The sequence below is a fragment of the Paramixta manurensis genome (assembly GCF_013285385.1).
GTDB lineage: Bacteria > Pseudomonadota > Gammaproteobacteria > Enterobacterales > Enterobacteriaceae > Paramixta > Paramixta manurensis.
The window spans coordinates 1,757,139-1,773,331 of record NZ_CP054212.1 but is presented as its reverse complement, the minus strand read 5'-3'; the positions used below and the strand labels follow the sequence as shown (position 1 = coordinate 1,773,331).

At 51.4% G+C, this 16,193-nt stretch carries 12 protein-coding genes; 4 read left to right on the top strand and 8 right to left on the bottom strand.

The features are described 5' to 3' along the window. Positions 1-242: 242 nt before the first annotated feature. From pqiC to rlmKL, 5 genes are read right to left on the bottom strand one after another with little or no spacing between them, the layout of a single operon-like run. Entirely contained in the window at positions 243-821 is a 579-nt protein-coding gene (gene pqiC / locus PMPD1_RS08590) for a membrane integrity-associated transporter subunit PqiC (RefSeq protein WP_173633643.1), read from the bottom strand. Further along, positions 818-2,461 (bottom strand): intermembrane transport protein PqiB, encoded by a 1,644-nt coding sequence (gene pqiB / locus PMPD1_RS08585; protein WP_173633642.1) that lies wholly within the window; start codon positions 2,459-2,461, stop codon positions 818-820. The genes pqiC and pqiB overlap by 4 nt, the downstream gene beginning before the upstream one ends. Next, positions 2,448-3,716, bottom strand: coding sequence for a membrane integrity-associated transporter subunit PqiA (pqiA, locus tag PMPD1_RS08580; protein ID WP_173633641.1), 1,269 nt, complete (start codon positions 3,714-3,716; stop codon positions 2,448-2,450). The genes pqiB and pqiA overlap by 14 nt, the downstream gene beginning before the upstream one ends. 19 nt (positions 3,717-3,735) lie before the next feature. After that, a complete protein-coding gene (locus tag PMPD1_RS08575; RefSeq protein WP_173633640.1) occupies positions 3,736-5,646 on the bottom strand; it encodes an ABC transporter ATP-binding protein in 1,911 nt (636 codons plus the stop codon). A gap of 12 nt (positions 5,647-5,658) precedes the next feature. Then, on the bottom strand, positions 5,659-7,770 hold the full coding sequence (gene rlmKL, locus PMPD1_RS08570; RefSeq protein ID WP_173633639.1) for a bifunctional 23S rRNA (guanine(2069)-N(7))-methyltransferase RlmK/23S rRNA (guanine(2445)-N(2))-methyltransferase RlmL: 2,112 nt from the start codon (positions 7,768-7,770) through the stop codon (positions 5,659-5,661). A gap of 134 nt (positions 7,771-7,904) precedes the next feature. On the opposite strand from rlmKL, the gene PMPD1_RS08565 reads away from it, so the two are divergent. Further along, positions 7,905-9,014, top strand: a complete 1,110-nt coding sequence (locus PMPD1_RS08565; RefSeq protein WP_173633638.1) for a YcbX family protein — start codon at positions 7,905-7,907, stop codon at positions 9,012-9,014. A gap of 3 nt (positions 9,015-9,017) precedes the next feature. On the opposite strand, the gene PMPD1_RS08560 is transcribed toward PMPD1_RS08565, so the two are convergent. Both PMPD1_RS08560 and pyrD read right to left on the bottom strand, forming a co-directional pair. Further along, positions 9,018-9,563 (bottom strand): cell division protein ZapC, encoded by a 546-nt coding sequence (locus PMPD1_RS08560; protein ID WP_173633637.1) that lies wholly within the window; start codon positions 9,561-9,563, stop codon positions 9,018-9,020. Between the two features lie 315 nt (positions 9,564-9,878). Continuing rightward, positions 9,879-10,889: a quinone-dependent dihydroorotate dehydrogenase gene (gene pyrD / locus PMPD1_RS08555; protein ID WP_173633636.1), complete on the bottom strand. Its 1,011-nt coding sequence runs from the start codon at positions 10,887-10,889 to the stop codon at positions 9,879-9,881. A 248-nt stretch (positions 10,890-11,137) separates the two neighbouring features. Between pyrD and ssuE the strand changes: the two genes are divergently transcribed. From ssuE to ssuB, 3 genes are read left to right on the top strand one after another with little or no spacing between them, the layout of a single operon-like run. Then, on the top strand, positions 11,138-11,689 hold the full coding sequence (ssuE, locus tag PMPD1_RS08550; protein WP_173633635.1) for an NADPH-dependent FMN reductase: 552 nt from the start codon (positions 11,138-11,140) through the stop codon (positions 11,687-11,689). 44 nt (positions 11,690-11,733) lie between these two features. After that, positions 11,734-12,525 carry an aliphatic sulfonate ABC transporter permease SsuC gene (ssuC, locus tag PMPD1_RS08545; RefSeq protein WP_173633634.1) on the top strand — a complete coding sequence of 264 codons (792 nt, stop codon included), beginning with the start codon at positions 11,734-11,736 and terminating at the stop codon, positions 12,523-12,525. After that, positions 12,522-13,313 carry an aliphatic sulfonates ABC transporter ATP-binding protein gene (gene ssuB, locus PMPD1_RS08540; RefSeq protein WP_173633633.1) on the top strand — a complete coding sequence of 264 codons (792 nt, stop codon included), beginning with the start codon at positions 12,522-12,524 and terminating at the stop codon, positions 13,311-13,313. Before ssuC ends, ssuB begins: the two co-directional genes overlap by 4 nt. Before the next feature lie 82 nt (positions 13,314-13,395). Here the strand turns inward: ssuB and pepN are convergent, their stop codons facing one another. Continuing rightward, complete coding sequence (pepN, locus tag PMPD1_RS08535) at positions 13,396-16,011, bottom strand: aminopeptidase N (RefSeq protein ID WP_173633632.1); 2,616 nt, start codon at positions 16,009-16,011, stop codon at positions 13,396-13,398. Positions 16,012-16,193 lie beyond the last annotated feature (182 nt).

Genomic DNA, 16,193 nt, shown 5'->3' with positions numbered 1-16,193 from the left:
GAAAGAAAACAATGACTACAAAATGTGCAGCCACAGTTAAGTTCTACCTCCTAAAACGGGAAAGATCAATGCGCAAAATTCACGCCAATGTCATAAATGTGAGTTACGCTGGGGAATTGATGCAAGGTTTTGAATTATAATTACTCTCTTTATCTTCCTGATTTTTAGCGAAAAAAAGCCCCGATTTTTCATATCATTAACGATACTAATCAACCAGGGCTTAGGCTTAAGTCATATTAATCTTAATTTAAGCGAGATAATGCATTAGCCATCTGCTGAGCTTCTTGCTGCCAGCCTTTTGCCAGCGTGCGCACCATCGCATCGTATCCATCTGCATCCTGCGGTAACGTTACCAAGAAAGGCTGTTTGGTCAATTGATCATTATGCTCCAACGTCCACTCGCCGCTCACAATCACTTTACCGTCATAGCGCCCATGAAAACCGGTCACATTCACGTTGAGCGTATCATGCGGCTGCGTCGGCGGCGTGGCTGAAATCAGCCAGCCCGGCAGCGCACTACTTAAATTGGTCACCAAGTTTTGTTGCAGTTGTTGATCTAATGGGCTGGCCCATAAATTATTTGCCGCAATCACATACTGCACATCGTTAGTCTGATAAACCACACCGTTGCCGGCCAAGTAATCCGGCACGGAAACATGCTCAATCCATAAGATAGGACGTGCGTTGCCCACTGTAATAGCCGAACTCTCGCTACGAGGGGCAACCTGCTGCCCCGCCGGGAGTTGGTAATACGTGGTGTCAGAAGTGCTGCTACAGGCGCTCAGCAACAGCGCCAATGTAACAGGGATCCATTTCATCATTGTTTCGCCCTCTTCGGCTGTGGGTCTTGACCGGGTTTCGCTTCAAAAACCAACGCGTTGCTTTTGTTATTCAGCGTTTTTAATACCGGCTGCAATTCGCGCAACACCTGATCAAGGCGCTGCATATCGCTCACCATGCGATTGTAGGCCGGTGAACCAGGCTGGAAACCTTTCATGCTGCGGTTTAGCTCACGTAGCGTCTGCTGCATATCTTTCGGTAACTGCTGCATTGATGGGCTGGCGGTAATCTGATTGATATTATCCAGCGTTCGCTGTAGCTCGCGCATCGTTTGCTGGCTCTGTTTCAATGTCCCGGTCGCCTGATTAATCATCGGGTTTAACGGCAGATTATTAATCTTATCCAGCGCATCCATCAGTTTCTGCTGTATCTGGTTCAGACCACCACTTACCGTTGGAATAGTCTCATAGCCTGCAACTCGATCCGGCCCTTTAAATGGCGGCACGTTATTATAGAAATCCAGATCGACATACAGTGCGCCAGACAAAATATTACCGGTTTTCAGCGAAGCGCGAAGCCCACGCCTTTTACCATCTTGCAGATGTTGTTCAAGATTGAAATCGCCACCCAAACGGTTAATAAAGCGATCAGGCTCGATGCGAATCAACACCGGAATGCGGTAATCAGTATTCAACTCCTGATTCACGCCAGGCACCAGGAATGGCGCTTGAGCCACCGTCCCGAGGCGAATACCGCGAAACTCGACCGGCGCGCCCGGTTGCAAGCCACGGATGGAGTCGCTAAAGAACATCAGGAAATCAACGTGATTAGTGTAGAGCGAGTCCTGAATGCTGCGTTGGTCATCGAACAGATGATATTCCGCCTGATTCTCTGCATTTTTGCCGAGATCCCACCCTTCCGGAACATCAAAGCTGACCCCGCCGCTGAACAACGTGGTCAACGACCCCATCTCCACGCGCATCCCGGACGCGGACATATCTACCGCAATGCCGCTGTCTTTCCAGAAACGCACATTGGTGGTAACCAGCCGATCGTAGGGCGCGGTAATAAACAGTTGGTAACGCATGGCGCGTTTATCGGTATCAAAGTTGCTGGTTTCTACCGTTCCGACACGGTAGCCGCGGAACAGAACCGGATCGCCGGCATTCAATTGACCCGCTTTATTACTATCCAGCACCACATGAATTCCTTTAGCGTCTGGCGGGGCCAACGGCGGCGCATCTAACAGTTGATAGCGCTCAGCTTTATCCCCTTTAGTGCCGGGCTGTAGCTCAATATAAGCACCGGAAAGTAGCGTGCCCAGGCCGGTTACGCCTTCACGCCCAATTTGTGGTTTCACCACCCAAAATGCGCTGTCTTTATGCAACAGCTTTTCCATGCCGGAATTCAACCGCGCTTTGATCTCCACATGGTGTAAATCATCGGATAACACCGCGCTCTCAACTATGCCCACATCAACGCTGCGGCTTTTAATTGCCGTTTTTCCGCCGACAATGCCTTCCGCGCTGGTAGTGGTCAACGTCACCTCCGGCCCCTGGTGACTAAAGTGATAAAACAGTATCCATGCCCCGATTAACACCGTGACTATCGGAATGATCCAGACCGGCGACCAGCGCTTAATCTGATCGACTTTGGCGATGCCGTTATTATTTTCCGTCAACGCTCGGCTCCTTCAGGCTATTTTCTCGTACACGATCCCAGGTCAACCGCGGATCAAAGGTCATCGCGGCAAACATCGTAAGAATGACTACCACCGCAAATAACAATGCGCCGATAGCAGGATAAATATTCATTAATTGCCCCATCCGTACTAGCGCGGAGAGGACAGCAATAACAAACACATCAATCATTGACCAGCGTCCGACAAATTCGACCACTTCATAAATGACGTGCATTTTTTCACTGTCGCGCCGCCCATATCCACGCGCATCCCAGCACAGCCAGGCAATGGCGATCATCTTTAACGATGGCACCATAATACTGGCGATAAAAATCACCAATGCGACAGGATATGAGCCATCGCTCCAGAGTAAAATCACTCCCGCCATGATGTTAGAGCTCAGCTTAGTGCCGAGCGCCTCGGTAATCATGATCGGTAAGATGTTGGCCGGGATATACAGCACCAGCGAAGTGATTAACAACGCCAACGTCCATTGCAGGCTATGCTTACGGCGCGCGTGACCGCCGGTGCCGCAGCGCGGACAATAATATTGCCCGGCAGGTAAAATCGCCGTACAGCAACGACAAGAGCGCATCTCCTGCTTCAGGCCGCTAATTCCGGCGATCGGCTTCGCTGGCAGGTTTGGCAAAGGCGCGACGGTATTCCATACCCAACGGCGATCGACGCACTGGAACGCGCGCAATTGCATGATGCAAAACAGGCACCAGGGAATAAAACTGGTGCCAACGCCAATATCGCCATAAGCCATTAGCTTAACGAAACTCACCAACACCCCGGCCATAAAAATTTCGGCCATGCCCCAACTTTTGAGTTGGAATAATACACGGGCGATACCACGACGTAGTGGATCGGGTAACCGAACCTGATTAACCAACAATAAAATCGCCACCATGCAAAATGCCGGTACACCCTGTACAAACAGCAAAAATAAGGTGGCCAGGCTGGCGTAATCCTCAGAAACCATGACCTGCGGGATAGCCATTAGCGTAATTTCGCTACTTAGCCCGGAGACATGCATATTGATGAAGGGAAATAAATTGGCCAGCAGCAGCATAAAAAGTGCGGCCAATGCGTAACCGGTTGGCCGCTTACGCGGCTCAACCCAGTTTGCAACTAATGTGGTATGACACCGTGGACAATTCGCTTTGCTGCCAGGCGTAATCGTCGGTAACTGTGTCATCAAATCACATTGTGGACAAAGCATCCAATGATGCGCGTGGTCCGACGAACACATACCTCTATCCCTCGTAATTTCAGTCGCCGTTTTTCAGGGATTCCAGGTATTCCCAGCGCTCAAACGCGCTTTCCATCTCCTGCTCGGCTGCATGCAGTGCATCTAACACCGGTTGCGTTTTATCATGCGGCTGGCTGAAGAAATTCGCATCCGCGACCTGCGCCTGCAACGCCTCTACGCGATTTTCTAACTGCTCCATCTGCTGAGGCAGTAGTTCAAGCTCACGCTGCAATTTATAGCTTAGTTTGCTTGTCGGACGTTTAATAGTTTCACTTTTCGGGCTATCCACCACCGCCGATGCCGCTTTTACGCTCACCGCGCGGGTCTGCTTATAGGCCGCACGCTGTTGCTGCGCATCATGATAGCCGCCAACAAAGCTGCCGATTTCGCCATTACCTTCGAAGATCCAGCATTCGGTCACGGTGTTATCAACAAACTGACGATCATGGCTAACCAGTAACACACTTCCCTGATAATCCTCAATGAGCTCTTCCAGCAATTCCAGGGTTTCCACATCCAAGTCGTTGGTTGGTTCATCGAGAATCAACAAATTGCTTGGTTTGAGGAACAGACGAGCCAATAACAGGCGATTACGTTCACCGCCGGATAATGCCCGTACTGGCGTCATCGCACGTTTGGGATGGAACAGAAAGTCCTGTAAATATCCCAGCACATGGCGCGGTTTACCGTTAACCATGACCTCTTGCTTCCCTTCGGCAAGGTTATCCATCACCGTGCGATCGGGATCGAGTTCAGCGCGGTGCTGATCAAAGTAGGCGACTTCCAGTTTGGTACCGATATGGACGCGCCCGCTATCCGCTTTCAATTGCCCTAACATCAGTTTTAACAAGGTGGTTTTACCGCAGCCGTTCGGCCCAACCAGCGCAATTTTATCGCCGCGCTGTACTTGGGCGGAAAAGTTTGTCACCAATTGCTTAGCGCCGATAGCGTAGTTAACTGCCTCCAGTTCAAAGACAATTTTGCCGGATTTAGTGGCTTCCTCCACCTGCATCTTCGCTTTTCCCATCACCTCACGGCGCTCGGAACGTTCGCGACGCAGTGCTTTTAGCGCGCGTACCCGGCCTTCATTACGTGTCCGCCGCGCTTTGATCCCTTGGCGGATCCAAACCTCTTCCTGAGCCAGCTTACGGTCAAACTCAGCGTTCTGCATTTCTTCCACACGCAGCGCTTCTTCTTTATCCAGCAGATATTGATCGTAATTCCCAGGCCAGGAGACTAATTTGCCGCGGTCAAGATCGACAATGCGTGTTGCCATATTGCGAATAAACGAACGGTCATGGGAAATAAACACGATGCTGCCCTGGAATGTTTTCAGGAAACCTTCCAGCCAATCGATAGTTTCAATATCCAGATGGTTGGTTGGCTCATCCAGCAGCAGAACCCGCGGATTGCTTACCAATGCGCGGCCAAGCGCCGCCTTACGTAACCAGCCGCCGGAAAGCGAAGACAGTGACGCATCGGCTTCAAGGCCGATTTTTTGCAGCACATCGTTAATACGGCTTTCCAGTTGCCACAAATTCTGGTGATCAAGAATCGCTTGCAACCGCGCCATCTCATTGAGATTTTTTTCGCTCGGGTCAAGCATCACCTGATGTGAGATCGCGTGATACGCTTTCAAATGTACCGCTTGCTCTTCAACGCCTTCCGCGACAAAGTCATACACCGACCCGGCAATATTACGCGGCGGGTCTTGTTGCAGGCGCGCAACCACCAAATCTTGTTCAAAAATAATGCGTCCATCATCAAGCGGCACCTCGCCGTTGATGATTTTCATCAGCGTCGATTTACCGGCGCCATTACGCCCCACCAGACAGACCCGCTCATTCTCTTCAATATGCAGTTCGGTGTTATCCAACAGCGGCGCATCGCTAAATGACAGGTAAGCGCCATGAATACTGATCAGTGACATAAAAATAATTCCTTAGCCTGCGTGAGTGATGAGCCAGCAGTTATGAATTTGGCGATTACGGGCGAAATCCTGCGACACGGTTTTGCTGGTGATCTCTTGTGCGGTTAAGCCCAACGCCTGCAAGCCTTCCTGGTCGATTTTAAAACCGCGCTTATTGTTGGAGAACATCAGCGTGCCGCCTTTACGCAGCAGACGCTTGAGATCTTTCATCAGCGCCAAATGATCGCGCTGCACATCAAAACTCGCTTCCATTCGCTTTGAGTTAGAGAAGGTTGGCGGATCGATAAAGATCAGGTCGAACTGTTCATCACAGTCATGCAGCCAGCTCAGGCAGTCCGCCTGTAACAAACGATGTTGACGGCCTGTCAGGCCGTTTAAACGCATGTTACGCTCAGCCCATTCAAGGTAGGTACGCGACATATCCACCGTGGTAGTGCTACGTGCGCCGCCCAGACCGGCGTGTACGCTGGCGCTACCGGTATAGGCAAAGAGATTAAGGAAATCTTTACCTCGGCTCATTTCGCCCAGCATACGACGTGCGATACGGTGGTCAAGAAACAGACCAGTATCAAGATAGTCGGTCAAATTGACCCATAGCCGCGCGTTATATTCCGAGACCTCAAAAAATTCGCCCTTTTCACTCAGTTTTTGATACTGGTTTTTACCCTTTTGCTTTTCACGCGTTTTCAGCACCAACCGATTGGTTGGCACGTCTAACACGCTCAAGGTAGCGGAAATAACGTCAAATAAACGCTGGCGTGCTTTGGTCGGATCGATAGTTTTTGGCGGCGCATATTCCTGCACCACGACCCATTCACCATAGCGATCAACCGCCACATTGTAATCCGGCAAATCGGCGTCATACAGACGGTAACACTCAATGCCCTCTTGATGCGCCCATTTATCCAGCTTTTTCAGGTTCTTTCTCAGGCGGTTAGCGTAATCTTCCGCAATCTGTCCACTGGTATGACCGGCACTGTTTGCCGCCAATAGATAGTTTTTCTGTACGCAATCCAGCGGGCCATTTTTCGCTTTAAACTGCCGATCGGCACGTAATTGTAAGCAACTCAATAACTCAGGAGAGGCGCTGAACAACGACAAGTTCCAGCCGCCAAATTGGCTTTTCACAATACGCCCTAACTGGCTGTGCAGCGCGATTAGCGCCGGTTCACTCTCCAGGCGCTCGCCGTAGGGAGGGTTGCTAATCAGCGTGCCGGTCGGCCCCTCCGGGAGGGGATTGGTTAACTTAATCACATCCTGCCCGTTGAAGGTGATCAAACTCGCCAAACCAGCGCGACGGGCATTGACGCGCGCGCGCTCCAAAACCCGCGAATCATTATCATACCCGTAGAAGCGTGAGGTGGTTTCACTGATTCCGCGTTTAGCGCGTACCTGCGCTTCGCTGGTAACGGTGCGCCATAACGCCTCATCGTGTTTTTTCCAACCGGTGAAGCCCCAATGGGTGCGATGCAATCCCGGCGCGCGATCGCCGGCAATCATCGCGGCTTCTATCAGTAAGGTACCGGAACCGCACATCGGATCGATCAGTGGCGTACCCGGTTGCCAGCCAGAACGCAACACGATGGCCGCCGCCAGGTTTTCTTTCAATGGCGCCTGCCCGGTTTGCTGACGATAACCGCGCTGATGCAAACCTTCACCGCTCAGATCGAGCGCAATACTGGCCGTATCCTTATTTAACCAAACATTGATGCGAATATCCGGTTGCTCACGGTCAACATTCGGGCGTGCCAAATTTTTGCGCGTAAAGCTATCAACAATGGCGTCTTTAACTTTTAGCGCGCCAAACTGGCTGTTACGGATCGCCTCATTGAGGCCGCTAAAATGTACGGCAAAGGTTTTATCGCTATCAAATAGCTCGCTCCAGTCGATGGCCTGCGTGCCAAGATAAAGATCCAAATCGCTATACACGTCACATTCGCCGAGCGGCAGCAAAATGCGCGACGCCAGGCGGCTCCACATCAGACTTTGATACAGCAGACGATCGTCTCCCTGAAAATGTACGCCGCCCTGAACGACTTGAAGATCGCTTGCGCCTAACGCTTCCAGTTCACTTTTTAACAGCTCTTCGAGCCCACGCGCCGTACTGGCAAACAGAGAATTCATATCGTCACTTACAGTCTTGAGAAAATTGTTGCGCATTATAGCTAATCACCGGCACATGTCCTAAAGTTAGCTTCTTTTTCGGCTACGATTTCGCCCGGTTTGTCCGCTTTTGCCTTGGTCACATGGAGAACGCCATGATTACGTTGTCACGCCTGTTTATTCACCCGGTAAAATCGATGCGCGGTTTGCAACTGTCGCACGCACAGGTGCTGGAAAGCGGGCTGGCGTTTGACCGTTTGTTTATGTTGACCGAGCCGGATGGCACCTTTATCACCGCACGCCAGTTTCCTGAAATCGTGCTGTTTACGCCTTCGCTGGTGCAAGATGGCCTGTGGCTACAAGCGCCCGATGGAAGCCATGCCACTTTGCGGTATGACGATTTTAATCTTACGCCGTCACCCACCGAGGTGTGGGGGAATCACTTCACCGCGCGGGTAGCACCCGATAATATTAATCAGTGGCTAAGCGGTTTTTTCCCGCGCCCGGTGCAATTACGCTGGACCGGTCAGACGATGACACGCCGGGTTAAACAGCGTCCGGATGTGCCGCTTGGTTTTGCCGACGGTTATCCTTTTCTGCTAGTCAATCACGCCTCACTGGTTGATCTACAGCAACGTTGCCCGGCAAGCATACGGCTGGAGCAGTTTCGTCCTAATTTGGTGGTGACCGGCGCCAGCGCCTGGGCCGAAGATAGTTGGTCAGTCGTACGAATTGGCGACATTACGTTTGAGGTCACCAAGCCCTGCAGCCGTTGCGTCTTCACGACGATTAGCCCGGAACGAGGCCGACGCCATCCGTCTGGCGAACCCTTGAGCACGCTGCAAAAATTTCGTAGCGCGCAGGATGACAGTGATGATATTGATTTTGGATTGAACCTGATCGCACGCAACAGCGGCATTGTGCGCATTGGCGACGAACTGTGTGTTTTGGAAACTAAACCCGCGCGTCCTTATGGCGCCGGGGAAGTCGTACAGAGCCTGGCGGTTGAGCCGATTGCGCAGGGCAAGGTGACCATTCGTTATCAGGGAAGGTCGTTTAGCGGGAATAATCAGCAGATTTTACTGGAACAATTAGAGATGCAGGGTTTCCGCATCCCCTACTCATGCCGCGCAGGTATTTGCGGCAGTTGCAAAATGAAACTGGTTTCAGGCGAGGTGCAGCCCTTAAAGCAAAGTGCGTTACGCGAAGACGGTACCATCTTATCGTGCAGTTGCATCCCCGCGAATGATATTGAACTGGCCTGAGGCTTATACAGCCTGATCCAGCGGCAACGCGTGCTCACCGGCCTGCGGTTGTAAGCGATCGTGCATGACTTTAATCGCATCGCCCAGCACCATATTTTTGCCGGCTAACGTTAGCTGCGGCTGTGCCAACAGACAAAGTGCCGCGCTCTCGCCATTTTCTACCACCAGCAAGTGTGCCCGCTCACCATTCTCGCACAGCTTCACCGTCACAATATCCCCTTCCGCCGGATGCCAGTTCTGCGGATGCGTGCTCTCAAAATGCCAGCTTTTCGGCATCAACGGCTTCAGAAAACGGGTTGCCACCAGCGCATTTAGCACCAGTTCAGCACGTTGATCGTTGGACAAGAGATGCTGGCGACATTTTTCATCGAAAGTAAAGAAAAGCGCCGCATCATCAACACAAAAACCCGATTCATCAAAGGCATCTGGCGTCAGCATCTTACGTGGAAAACGTGAACGAAACAGCATGCCATCAGCCAAATCAAGCATCATGCGATCATGTTCCGCATCAAAAAACCAGCGCCAGTTATCGTCAGGTTTGATTCTCATGGCCCGCCCTATAATATTTTGTTACTTAACTGCACATAAGAAAACTATTTAGGCTAACTATTTTCACCGCCATCGCGTTATTAAACCAAACGGGAAAAAAGCAAACAGGCTAAATAATATCTAATTGGGATAAAATATAAACGAGCCGAAGGCATAAATAAAGCCCTCGGTTCATTTTACCCGTCATACTTCACGTTACATGTGCGTAAGCTTCATTCGCTCACCCGAATCACTTAACCATAGTAAGCTCATCGGGATTCACTCTTTTGCTGCCTTCCTGCAACTCGAATTATTTAGGCTCCAGGCGAAAATGACTTAGAGATGGGTCACAATTTCTTTGATCAATGGCGGCCCTTTATAGATAAAGCCAGAATATATTTGCACCAGGCTAGCCCCGGCGGCTATTTTTTCACGGGCGGAAACCAGTGAATCAATTCCCCCTACGCCGATAATCGGCATACGGCCCTGAAGCTCCTGCGCCAGACGGCGTATAACTTCAGTACTGCGAGATTGAACAGGCCGCCCGCTTAACCCACCCGTTTCGTCGCAATATTTTAATCCGGCAACCAGTGAGCGGTCGAGAGTGGTATTTGTCGCAATCACTCCGTCGATATTATGACGAACCAGGCTATCTGCTATTTGGATCAGTTCTTCCTCAGAAAGATCCGGAGCGATCTTTACCGCTACCGGAACATATTTCATCTGCGATTTTTCCAGATCTTTCTGCTTTAATTTTATCGCGCTAAGGAGATCATCCAGCGCTTCGCCATATTGCAGCGTACGTAAACCTGGCGTATTTGGCGAAGAAATATTGATGGCGATATAACCGGCGTGGGCGTAAACCTTCTCCATGCAGATTAAATAATCATCCTTGCCATTTTCAACCGGCGTGTCTTTATTTTTACCAATATTGACGCCGAGAATACCGTCATAACGGGCTTTTTTAATGTTCTCGACCAAATGATCAACGCCCAGGTTATTGAAACCCATACGGTTTATAACGCCCTCGGCTTCAACAAGACGAAACATCCGCGGCTTATCGTTGCCTGGCTGTGGGCGCGGCGTAACGGTGCCAACTTCAATAGACCCAAAGCCCATTGCGCCAAAGGCATTAATACACTCACCATTTTTATCCAACCCGGCAGCCAGGCCAAGGCCGTTTTTAAAGGTTAACCCCATACATTTGACGGGCCGTGAAGGGAGACGCTGGCGGATCAACGCTTCTAGCGGGGTGCCGGTAATCCGACGTAACTGCTGCAAAGTCAGTTCATGCGCCCGCTCTGCATCGAGCTGAAATAGCGCCTTACGAACGAAGGGATAGTACATGCACTCTCCTGAATTCCCGATAGTCAAACCGGGGCGGTATTATCCGGTATAAAAGAAAGAAAAGGTAGGATCCAAAACAAATCCTCTGCTATTACCCTCTCTTTTCTGCGTCCTTGTCGTGCTATATCGCAAAAATGACTTAGATTTGCCGGAAAAATCATTTAAGCCCGCCCGCCTGCTCTGTCAGGATAAAAGTCATCTGTTCTTGATTGTGTTTAATTAATAACTTTTAGCTATAAGGAGTGGTTATGCGCGTTATTACTCTGGCGGGAAGTCCACGCTTTCCTTCACGCTCAACGGCGCTGTTAACCGTTTGCCAAACGGCACTGGAACAACGTGGTGTGGAGGTAATTCCCTGGAACCTGCACAACTTCCAGCCTGAAGATCTGCTTTATGCACGTTTCGATTCTCCGGCCTTACTGGCGTTAAAAGAGGATTTGGAAGGTGCGGATGGCGTGATTGTTGCGACACCTATCTATAAGGCTTCTTTTTCTGGCGCATTAAAAACCTTACTGGATTTACTGCCAGAACGCGCGCTGGAACATAAGGTGGTTCTGCCGCTTGCCACCGGTGGCACCGTCGCCCATATGCTGGCGGTGGATTACGCGCTGAAACCGGTACTGAATGCGTTGAAGGCTCAAGAAGTGTTACATGGCGTGTTCGCCGACGATACGCAGATTACGCATTATGATCGCCAGCCGGAATTAAACCAGATCCTTGCTGCGCGCATTGATGACGCGCTCGACACCTTTTACCACGCATTGTCCCGTCGCCATCAGCCGCTTGCCACCGCCGTGTAACCGTGGCGACGACGTTAAAACGTTTTACAGAGTAAAGGTATTGTATGCGTAAACCACTACACCGACTCGTCGACGCGTTGGTTCCCTGGGCGTTGCCGCTGCTACTCATTGTTGTTTGGCAAATCGCTTCGCAATCCGGCTGGCTATCAACACGGATCCTTCCTTCGCCAGAGAATATTGTTATTACTTTCTGGCACCTCTCTGCCAGCGGGGAACTCTGGCAACATTTGGCTATCAGCAGTTGGCGCGCATTAGTCGGCTTTAGTATTGGCGGCTCGATTGGGTTACTGCTCGGCCTGATTACCGGCATGTCGCGCTGGGGCGAACGTGTGCTTGATACCTCAATACAAATGCTGCGTAACGTGCCACACCTTGCGCTGATCCCTTTGGTGATTTTGTGGTTCGGTATTGATGAGACGGCGAAAATTTTTCTGGTCGCGCTGGGAACACTATTCCCTATCTACCTCAATACCTGGCATGGCATTCGTAATATCGATCGCGGTCTGGTGGAGATGGCGCGCAGCTACGGTCTTTCCGGCTGGTCGCTATTTGCGCAGGTGATTTTGCCCGGCGCCCTGCCCTCAATTATGGTGGGCGTGCGTTTCGGGCTTGGTTTGATGTGGCTGACGCTTATCGTCGCAGAAACCATCTCCGCCAATTCCGGCATTGGCTACCTGGCGATGAACGCGCGTGAATTTCTACAAACCGATGTGGTGGTGGTGGCCATTATCCTTTATGCCTTGCTGGGCAAACTCGCGGATGTTAGCGCGATGCTGCTGGAGCGAGTCTGGCTACGCTGGCACCCGGCTTATCAACTGAAAGAGGAAAACGCATGAGCGAGTTAATATCCGGCCCGTCGCGTCTCAATGCCGGCACGCCTCTGGTTATTAATCGCGTCAGCAAGCAATACGGCGGGCGCACCATCCTCAATAATATTGATCTGCATATTCCGGCCGGACAATTTGTTGCGGTGGTCGGGCGTAGCGGCTGCGGCAAGAGTACTCTGCTACGGTTGCTGGCCGGGCTGGAAACCGCCAGCGGCGGCGAGTTATTAGCCGGTAACGCACCGCTTGCCAACGCCCGGGAAGATACCCGTTTAATGTTTCAGGACGCACGTTTACTGCCGTGGAAAAGCGTGATTAATAATGTCGGGCTAGGGCTACGTGGCCGCGCGTGGCGTGACGACGCCCTGCAAGTACTGGAGGATGTCGGGCTTGCCGATCGCGCCAGCGAATGGCCCGCCGCGCTGTCCGGCGGCCAGAAACAACGCGTCGCCCTTGCGCGTGCGTTGATACACCGCCCCGGCTTGCTGTTGCTGGATGAGCCGTTGGGCGCGCTGGATGCCCTAACGCGTATCGAGATGCAGGGGTTGATTGAATCCCTTTGGCAACAGCACCACTTTACCGTGTTATTAGTCACCCATGATGTGAGCGAAGCGGTGGCGATGGCCGATCGGGTCTTGCTGATTGAAGAGGGTCAGATTGGCCTTGATTTAACCATCGACTTACCGCGCCCGCGTCGCCGCGGCTCAGCTCGGTTAGCCGAACTGGAAGCCGAAGTGCTGGATCGGGTGATGAAACGCAGTGAAAGCGAACCGCCAAACCGGCGCTACGCGCAGCGATAAAGCTTAAAAAAACCGGGAAAGTTTCCCTCCCCGGCCCAATGATGAACGCCTGACGCACCGCAGTGCGCCGGGCGATATTGCATTACGCATTCAGCGCTTTAGTAATTTTCTCGTACAGATCGCCGGAAAGTTTATCCAAACCTTTCAACTGCTCCAACGCCTTACGCATCAACGCCTGACGGCCTGCATCATAGCGTTTCAAACGGATGAGCGGTTCGATCATGCGCGCGGCAACCTGTGGATTGCGCGTATTAAGGTCGGTCAACATTTCTACCAAGAATTGGTAGCCGCTACCGTCTTTCGCGTGGAATGCCGCCGGGTTCGCCGAGGCAAATGCGCCAATTAATGAACGAATACGGTTTGGATTCCCCATACTAAACGAGCGATGCGTCAGTAAGGCTCGCACACGCGCCAATACATCAGCCGCCGGACTGGTTGCCTGCAGGATAAACCATTTATCCATCACCAGACCGTCTTGATGCCAACGTTGATCGAACGCCGCCAACAGTGCCTCACGGCACGGTAACTGCGCTGCCACCGCTACCGACATTGCGGCTAAGGCATCCGTCATATTGTTCGCTTTTTCGTACTGGGCGGTCACCAGCTTATCCGCTTGTTCACTATCGCCGAAGGCCAGATAGCTCAGGCAGACATTTTTCAACGCGCGTTGACCAATTTCCGCATGTTCTACGTGGTACTCCGCGTTTTGGTTCGCCAGATAGACCGCCAGCCACTCATCGGCCAGTTCGTTCGCAAGTGTACGCATCAGCGCATCGCGCACCGCCGCGTTAGCTTCCGGATCAATGGTTTCAAACAGCTCAGCAATTTCATTTTCGCCAGGCAAACTGAGGATCAACGCCATTAGCGCCGGATCGCTGTTTTCATCCAGCAGCACCGCGCGGAATGCGTCTGCCACATGCAGCGGCAGCGAAAGCGGTTGCCCTTGCTGGTAGCGCGCAACGTTCAGTTTGATATAGGTTGCCAACAAGCTTTGCGCGGCATCCCAGCGCGAGAAATCATTGCTGGCATGGCGCATCAGAAATGTTAGCTGCGCATCGCTCCAGTTATAATCCAATTTTACCGGCGCAGAGAACTCACGTAATAACGACGGCACCGGCTGGTAATACACCTTATCGAACACAAAGGTCTGGAACTCTTCAGTAATATTCAATACGTGATGGACCGGGTGACCATTATGCTGCAACGGGATGACTTTTCCTTCTCCATCGTACAACTCAATATCGAGCGGAATATGTAGTGGCAGTTTCTCTTTTTGATCGGCGGTTGGCGGCGTCATCTGGGTAACATGCAAGGTATATTGCTCCAGCTCCGGATTGTAATCATCACGGATTGACAACACCGGCGTGCCGGACTGGCTATACCAGCGACGGAACTGAGATAAATCGACGTTTGACGCATCTTCCATCGCCTGAACGAAATCATCACAGGTTGCCGCGCTACCATCATGACGTTCGAAATAGAGCTGCATCCCTTTCTGGAAATTCTCTTCCCCGAGCAGGGTGTGCATCATACGTATCACTTCCGAGCCCTTCTCATACACGGTTAAGGTGTAGAAGTTATTCATTTCAATAACCTGATCGGGACGAATCGGATGCGCCATTGGGCTGGCATCTTCGGCAAATTGCGCGCCGCGCATAACACGAACGTTGTCGATACGGTTCACCGCGCGTGAACCCAAGTCTGAACTGAACTCTTGGTCACGGAAAACGGTTAGCCCCTCTTTCAGACTGAGCTGGAACCAATCGCGGCAAGTCACTCGGTTACCGGTCCAGTTATGGAAATACTCGTGACCAATCACCGCCTCAATACCGAGATAATCTTTGTCGGTAGCGGTTTCCGCCTTCGCCAGCACGTATTTGGAGTTGAAGATATTAAGGCCTTTGTTCTCCATGGCGCCCATATTAAAGAAGTCAACCGCAACAATCATGAAGATATCAAGGTCATACTCCAGCCCAAAACGCTCTTCATCCCACTTCATACTGTTTTTTAGCGACGTCATCGCCCAATCGGCACGGTCAAGATTCCCGCGATCGACATAAATTTCGAGCGCTACGTCGCGACCGGAGCGAGTAGTAAAACTATCACGCAGAACATCGAAATCCCCGGCGACTAACGCAAACAGGTAACAGGGTTTTGGGAACGGGTCTTCCCACTTCATCCAGTGGCGCCCGTCATCCATATTGCCGCTATCAATGCGGTTGCCATTAGAGAGCAGGAACGGGTAACGTGCGCTATCGGCGATCAGGGTGGTGGTAAAACGCGCCAGCACATCGGGCCTATCGAGATACCATGTGATGTGACGAAACCCTTCGGCTTCACACTGTGTACAGAGCGCATCGCCTGACTGATACAACCCTTCCAACGCGGTATTTTTATCCGGATGGATGTCATTAACGATTTTCAGCGTAAAGTTTTCCGGCAGTTGGTTTAAAACCAATGCGCCTTCTTCTAACTGATAATCGCTCCACGGGACACCATCAACTTCCAGCGAAACTAAGGTGAGATCTTCCCCCTGGAGACGTAACGCGCTATCACTATCGCCCACTCTTTTTACCTGGCTTATGGCAATGACCCGCGTGTTGCTGGCATCCAGATTGAAAGTGAGGTCAATATCGGTAATGGTGTAATCCGGGGCACGATAATCATGGCGATACTTTATTTGCGGCTGTTGCGTCATAAGTCCTTCTCACATCTAAAATAAGTTAATCAGTTCAAGTCTATTCCTGTTGTGCTCAGGTTACCACGTTGAATCATCATCAATCGCAGCAATTACTACAACTCGTTAACAATGGCACGTTTTATCCTCGACCAGCGGCAGTGAATTGTGGTGTGATCGACTTCAATAAATTGGTAATCAGG

Coding starts and splice junctions, on each gene's coding strand:
- pqiC (WP_173633643.1), bottom strand. CDS start 821: ATGATGAAATGGATCCCTGTTACATTGGCGCTGTTGCTGAGCGCCTGT.
- pqiA (WP_173633641.1), bottom strand. CDS start 3,716: ATGTGTTCGTCGGACCACGCGCATCATTGGATGCTTTGTCCACAATGT.
- PMPD1_RS08575 (WP_173633640.1), bottom strand. CDS start 5,646: ATGTCACTGATCAGTATTCATGGCGCTTACCTGTCATTTAGCGATGCG.
- rlmKL (WP_173633639.1), bottom strand. CDS start 7,770: ATGAATTCTCTGTTTGCCAGTACGGCGCGTGGGCTCGAAGAGCTGTTA.
- PMPD1_RS08565 (WP_173633638.1), top strand. CDS start 7,905: ATGATTACGTTGTCACGCCTGTTTATTCACCCGGTAAAATCGATGCGC.
- PMPD1_RS08560 (WP_173633637.1), bottom strand. CDS start 9,563: ATGAGAATCAAACCTGACGATAACTGGCGCTGGTTTTTTGATGCGGAA.
- pyrD (WP_173633636.1), bottom strand. CDS start 10,889: ATGTACTATCCCTTCGTTCGTAAGGCGCTATTTCAGCTCGATGCAGAG.
- ssuE (WP_173633635.1), top strand. CDS start 11,138: ATGCGCGTTATTACTCTGGCGGGAAGTCCACGCTTTCCTTCACGCTCA.
- ssuC (WP_173633634.1), top strand. CDS start 11,734: ATGCGTAAACCACTACACCGACTCGTCGACGCGTTGGTTCCCTGGGCG.
- ssuB (WP_173633633.1), top strand. CDS start 12,522: ATGAGCGAGTTAATATCCGGCCCGTCGCGTCTCAATGCCGGCACGCCT.
- pepN (WP_173633632.1), bottom strand. CDS start 16,011: ATGACGCAACAGCCGCAAATAAAGTATCGCCATGATTATCGTGCCCCG.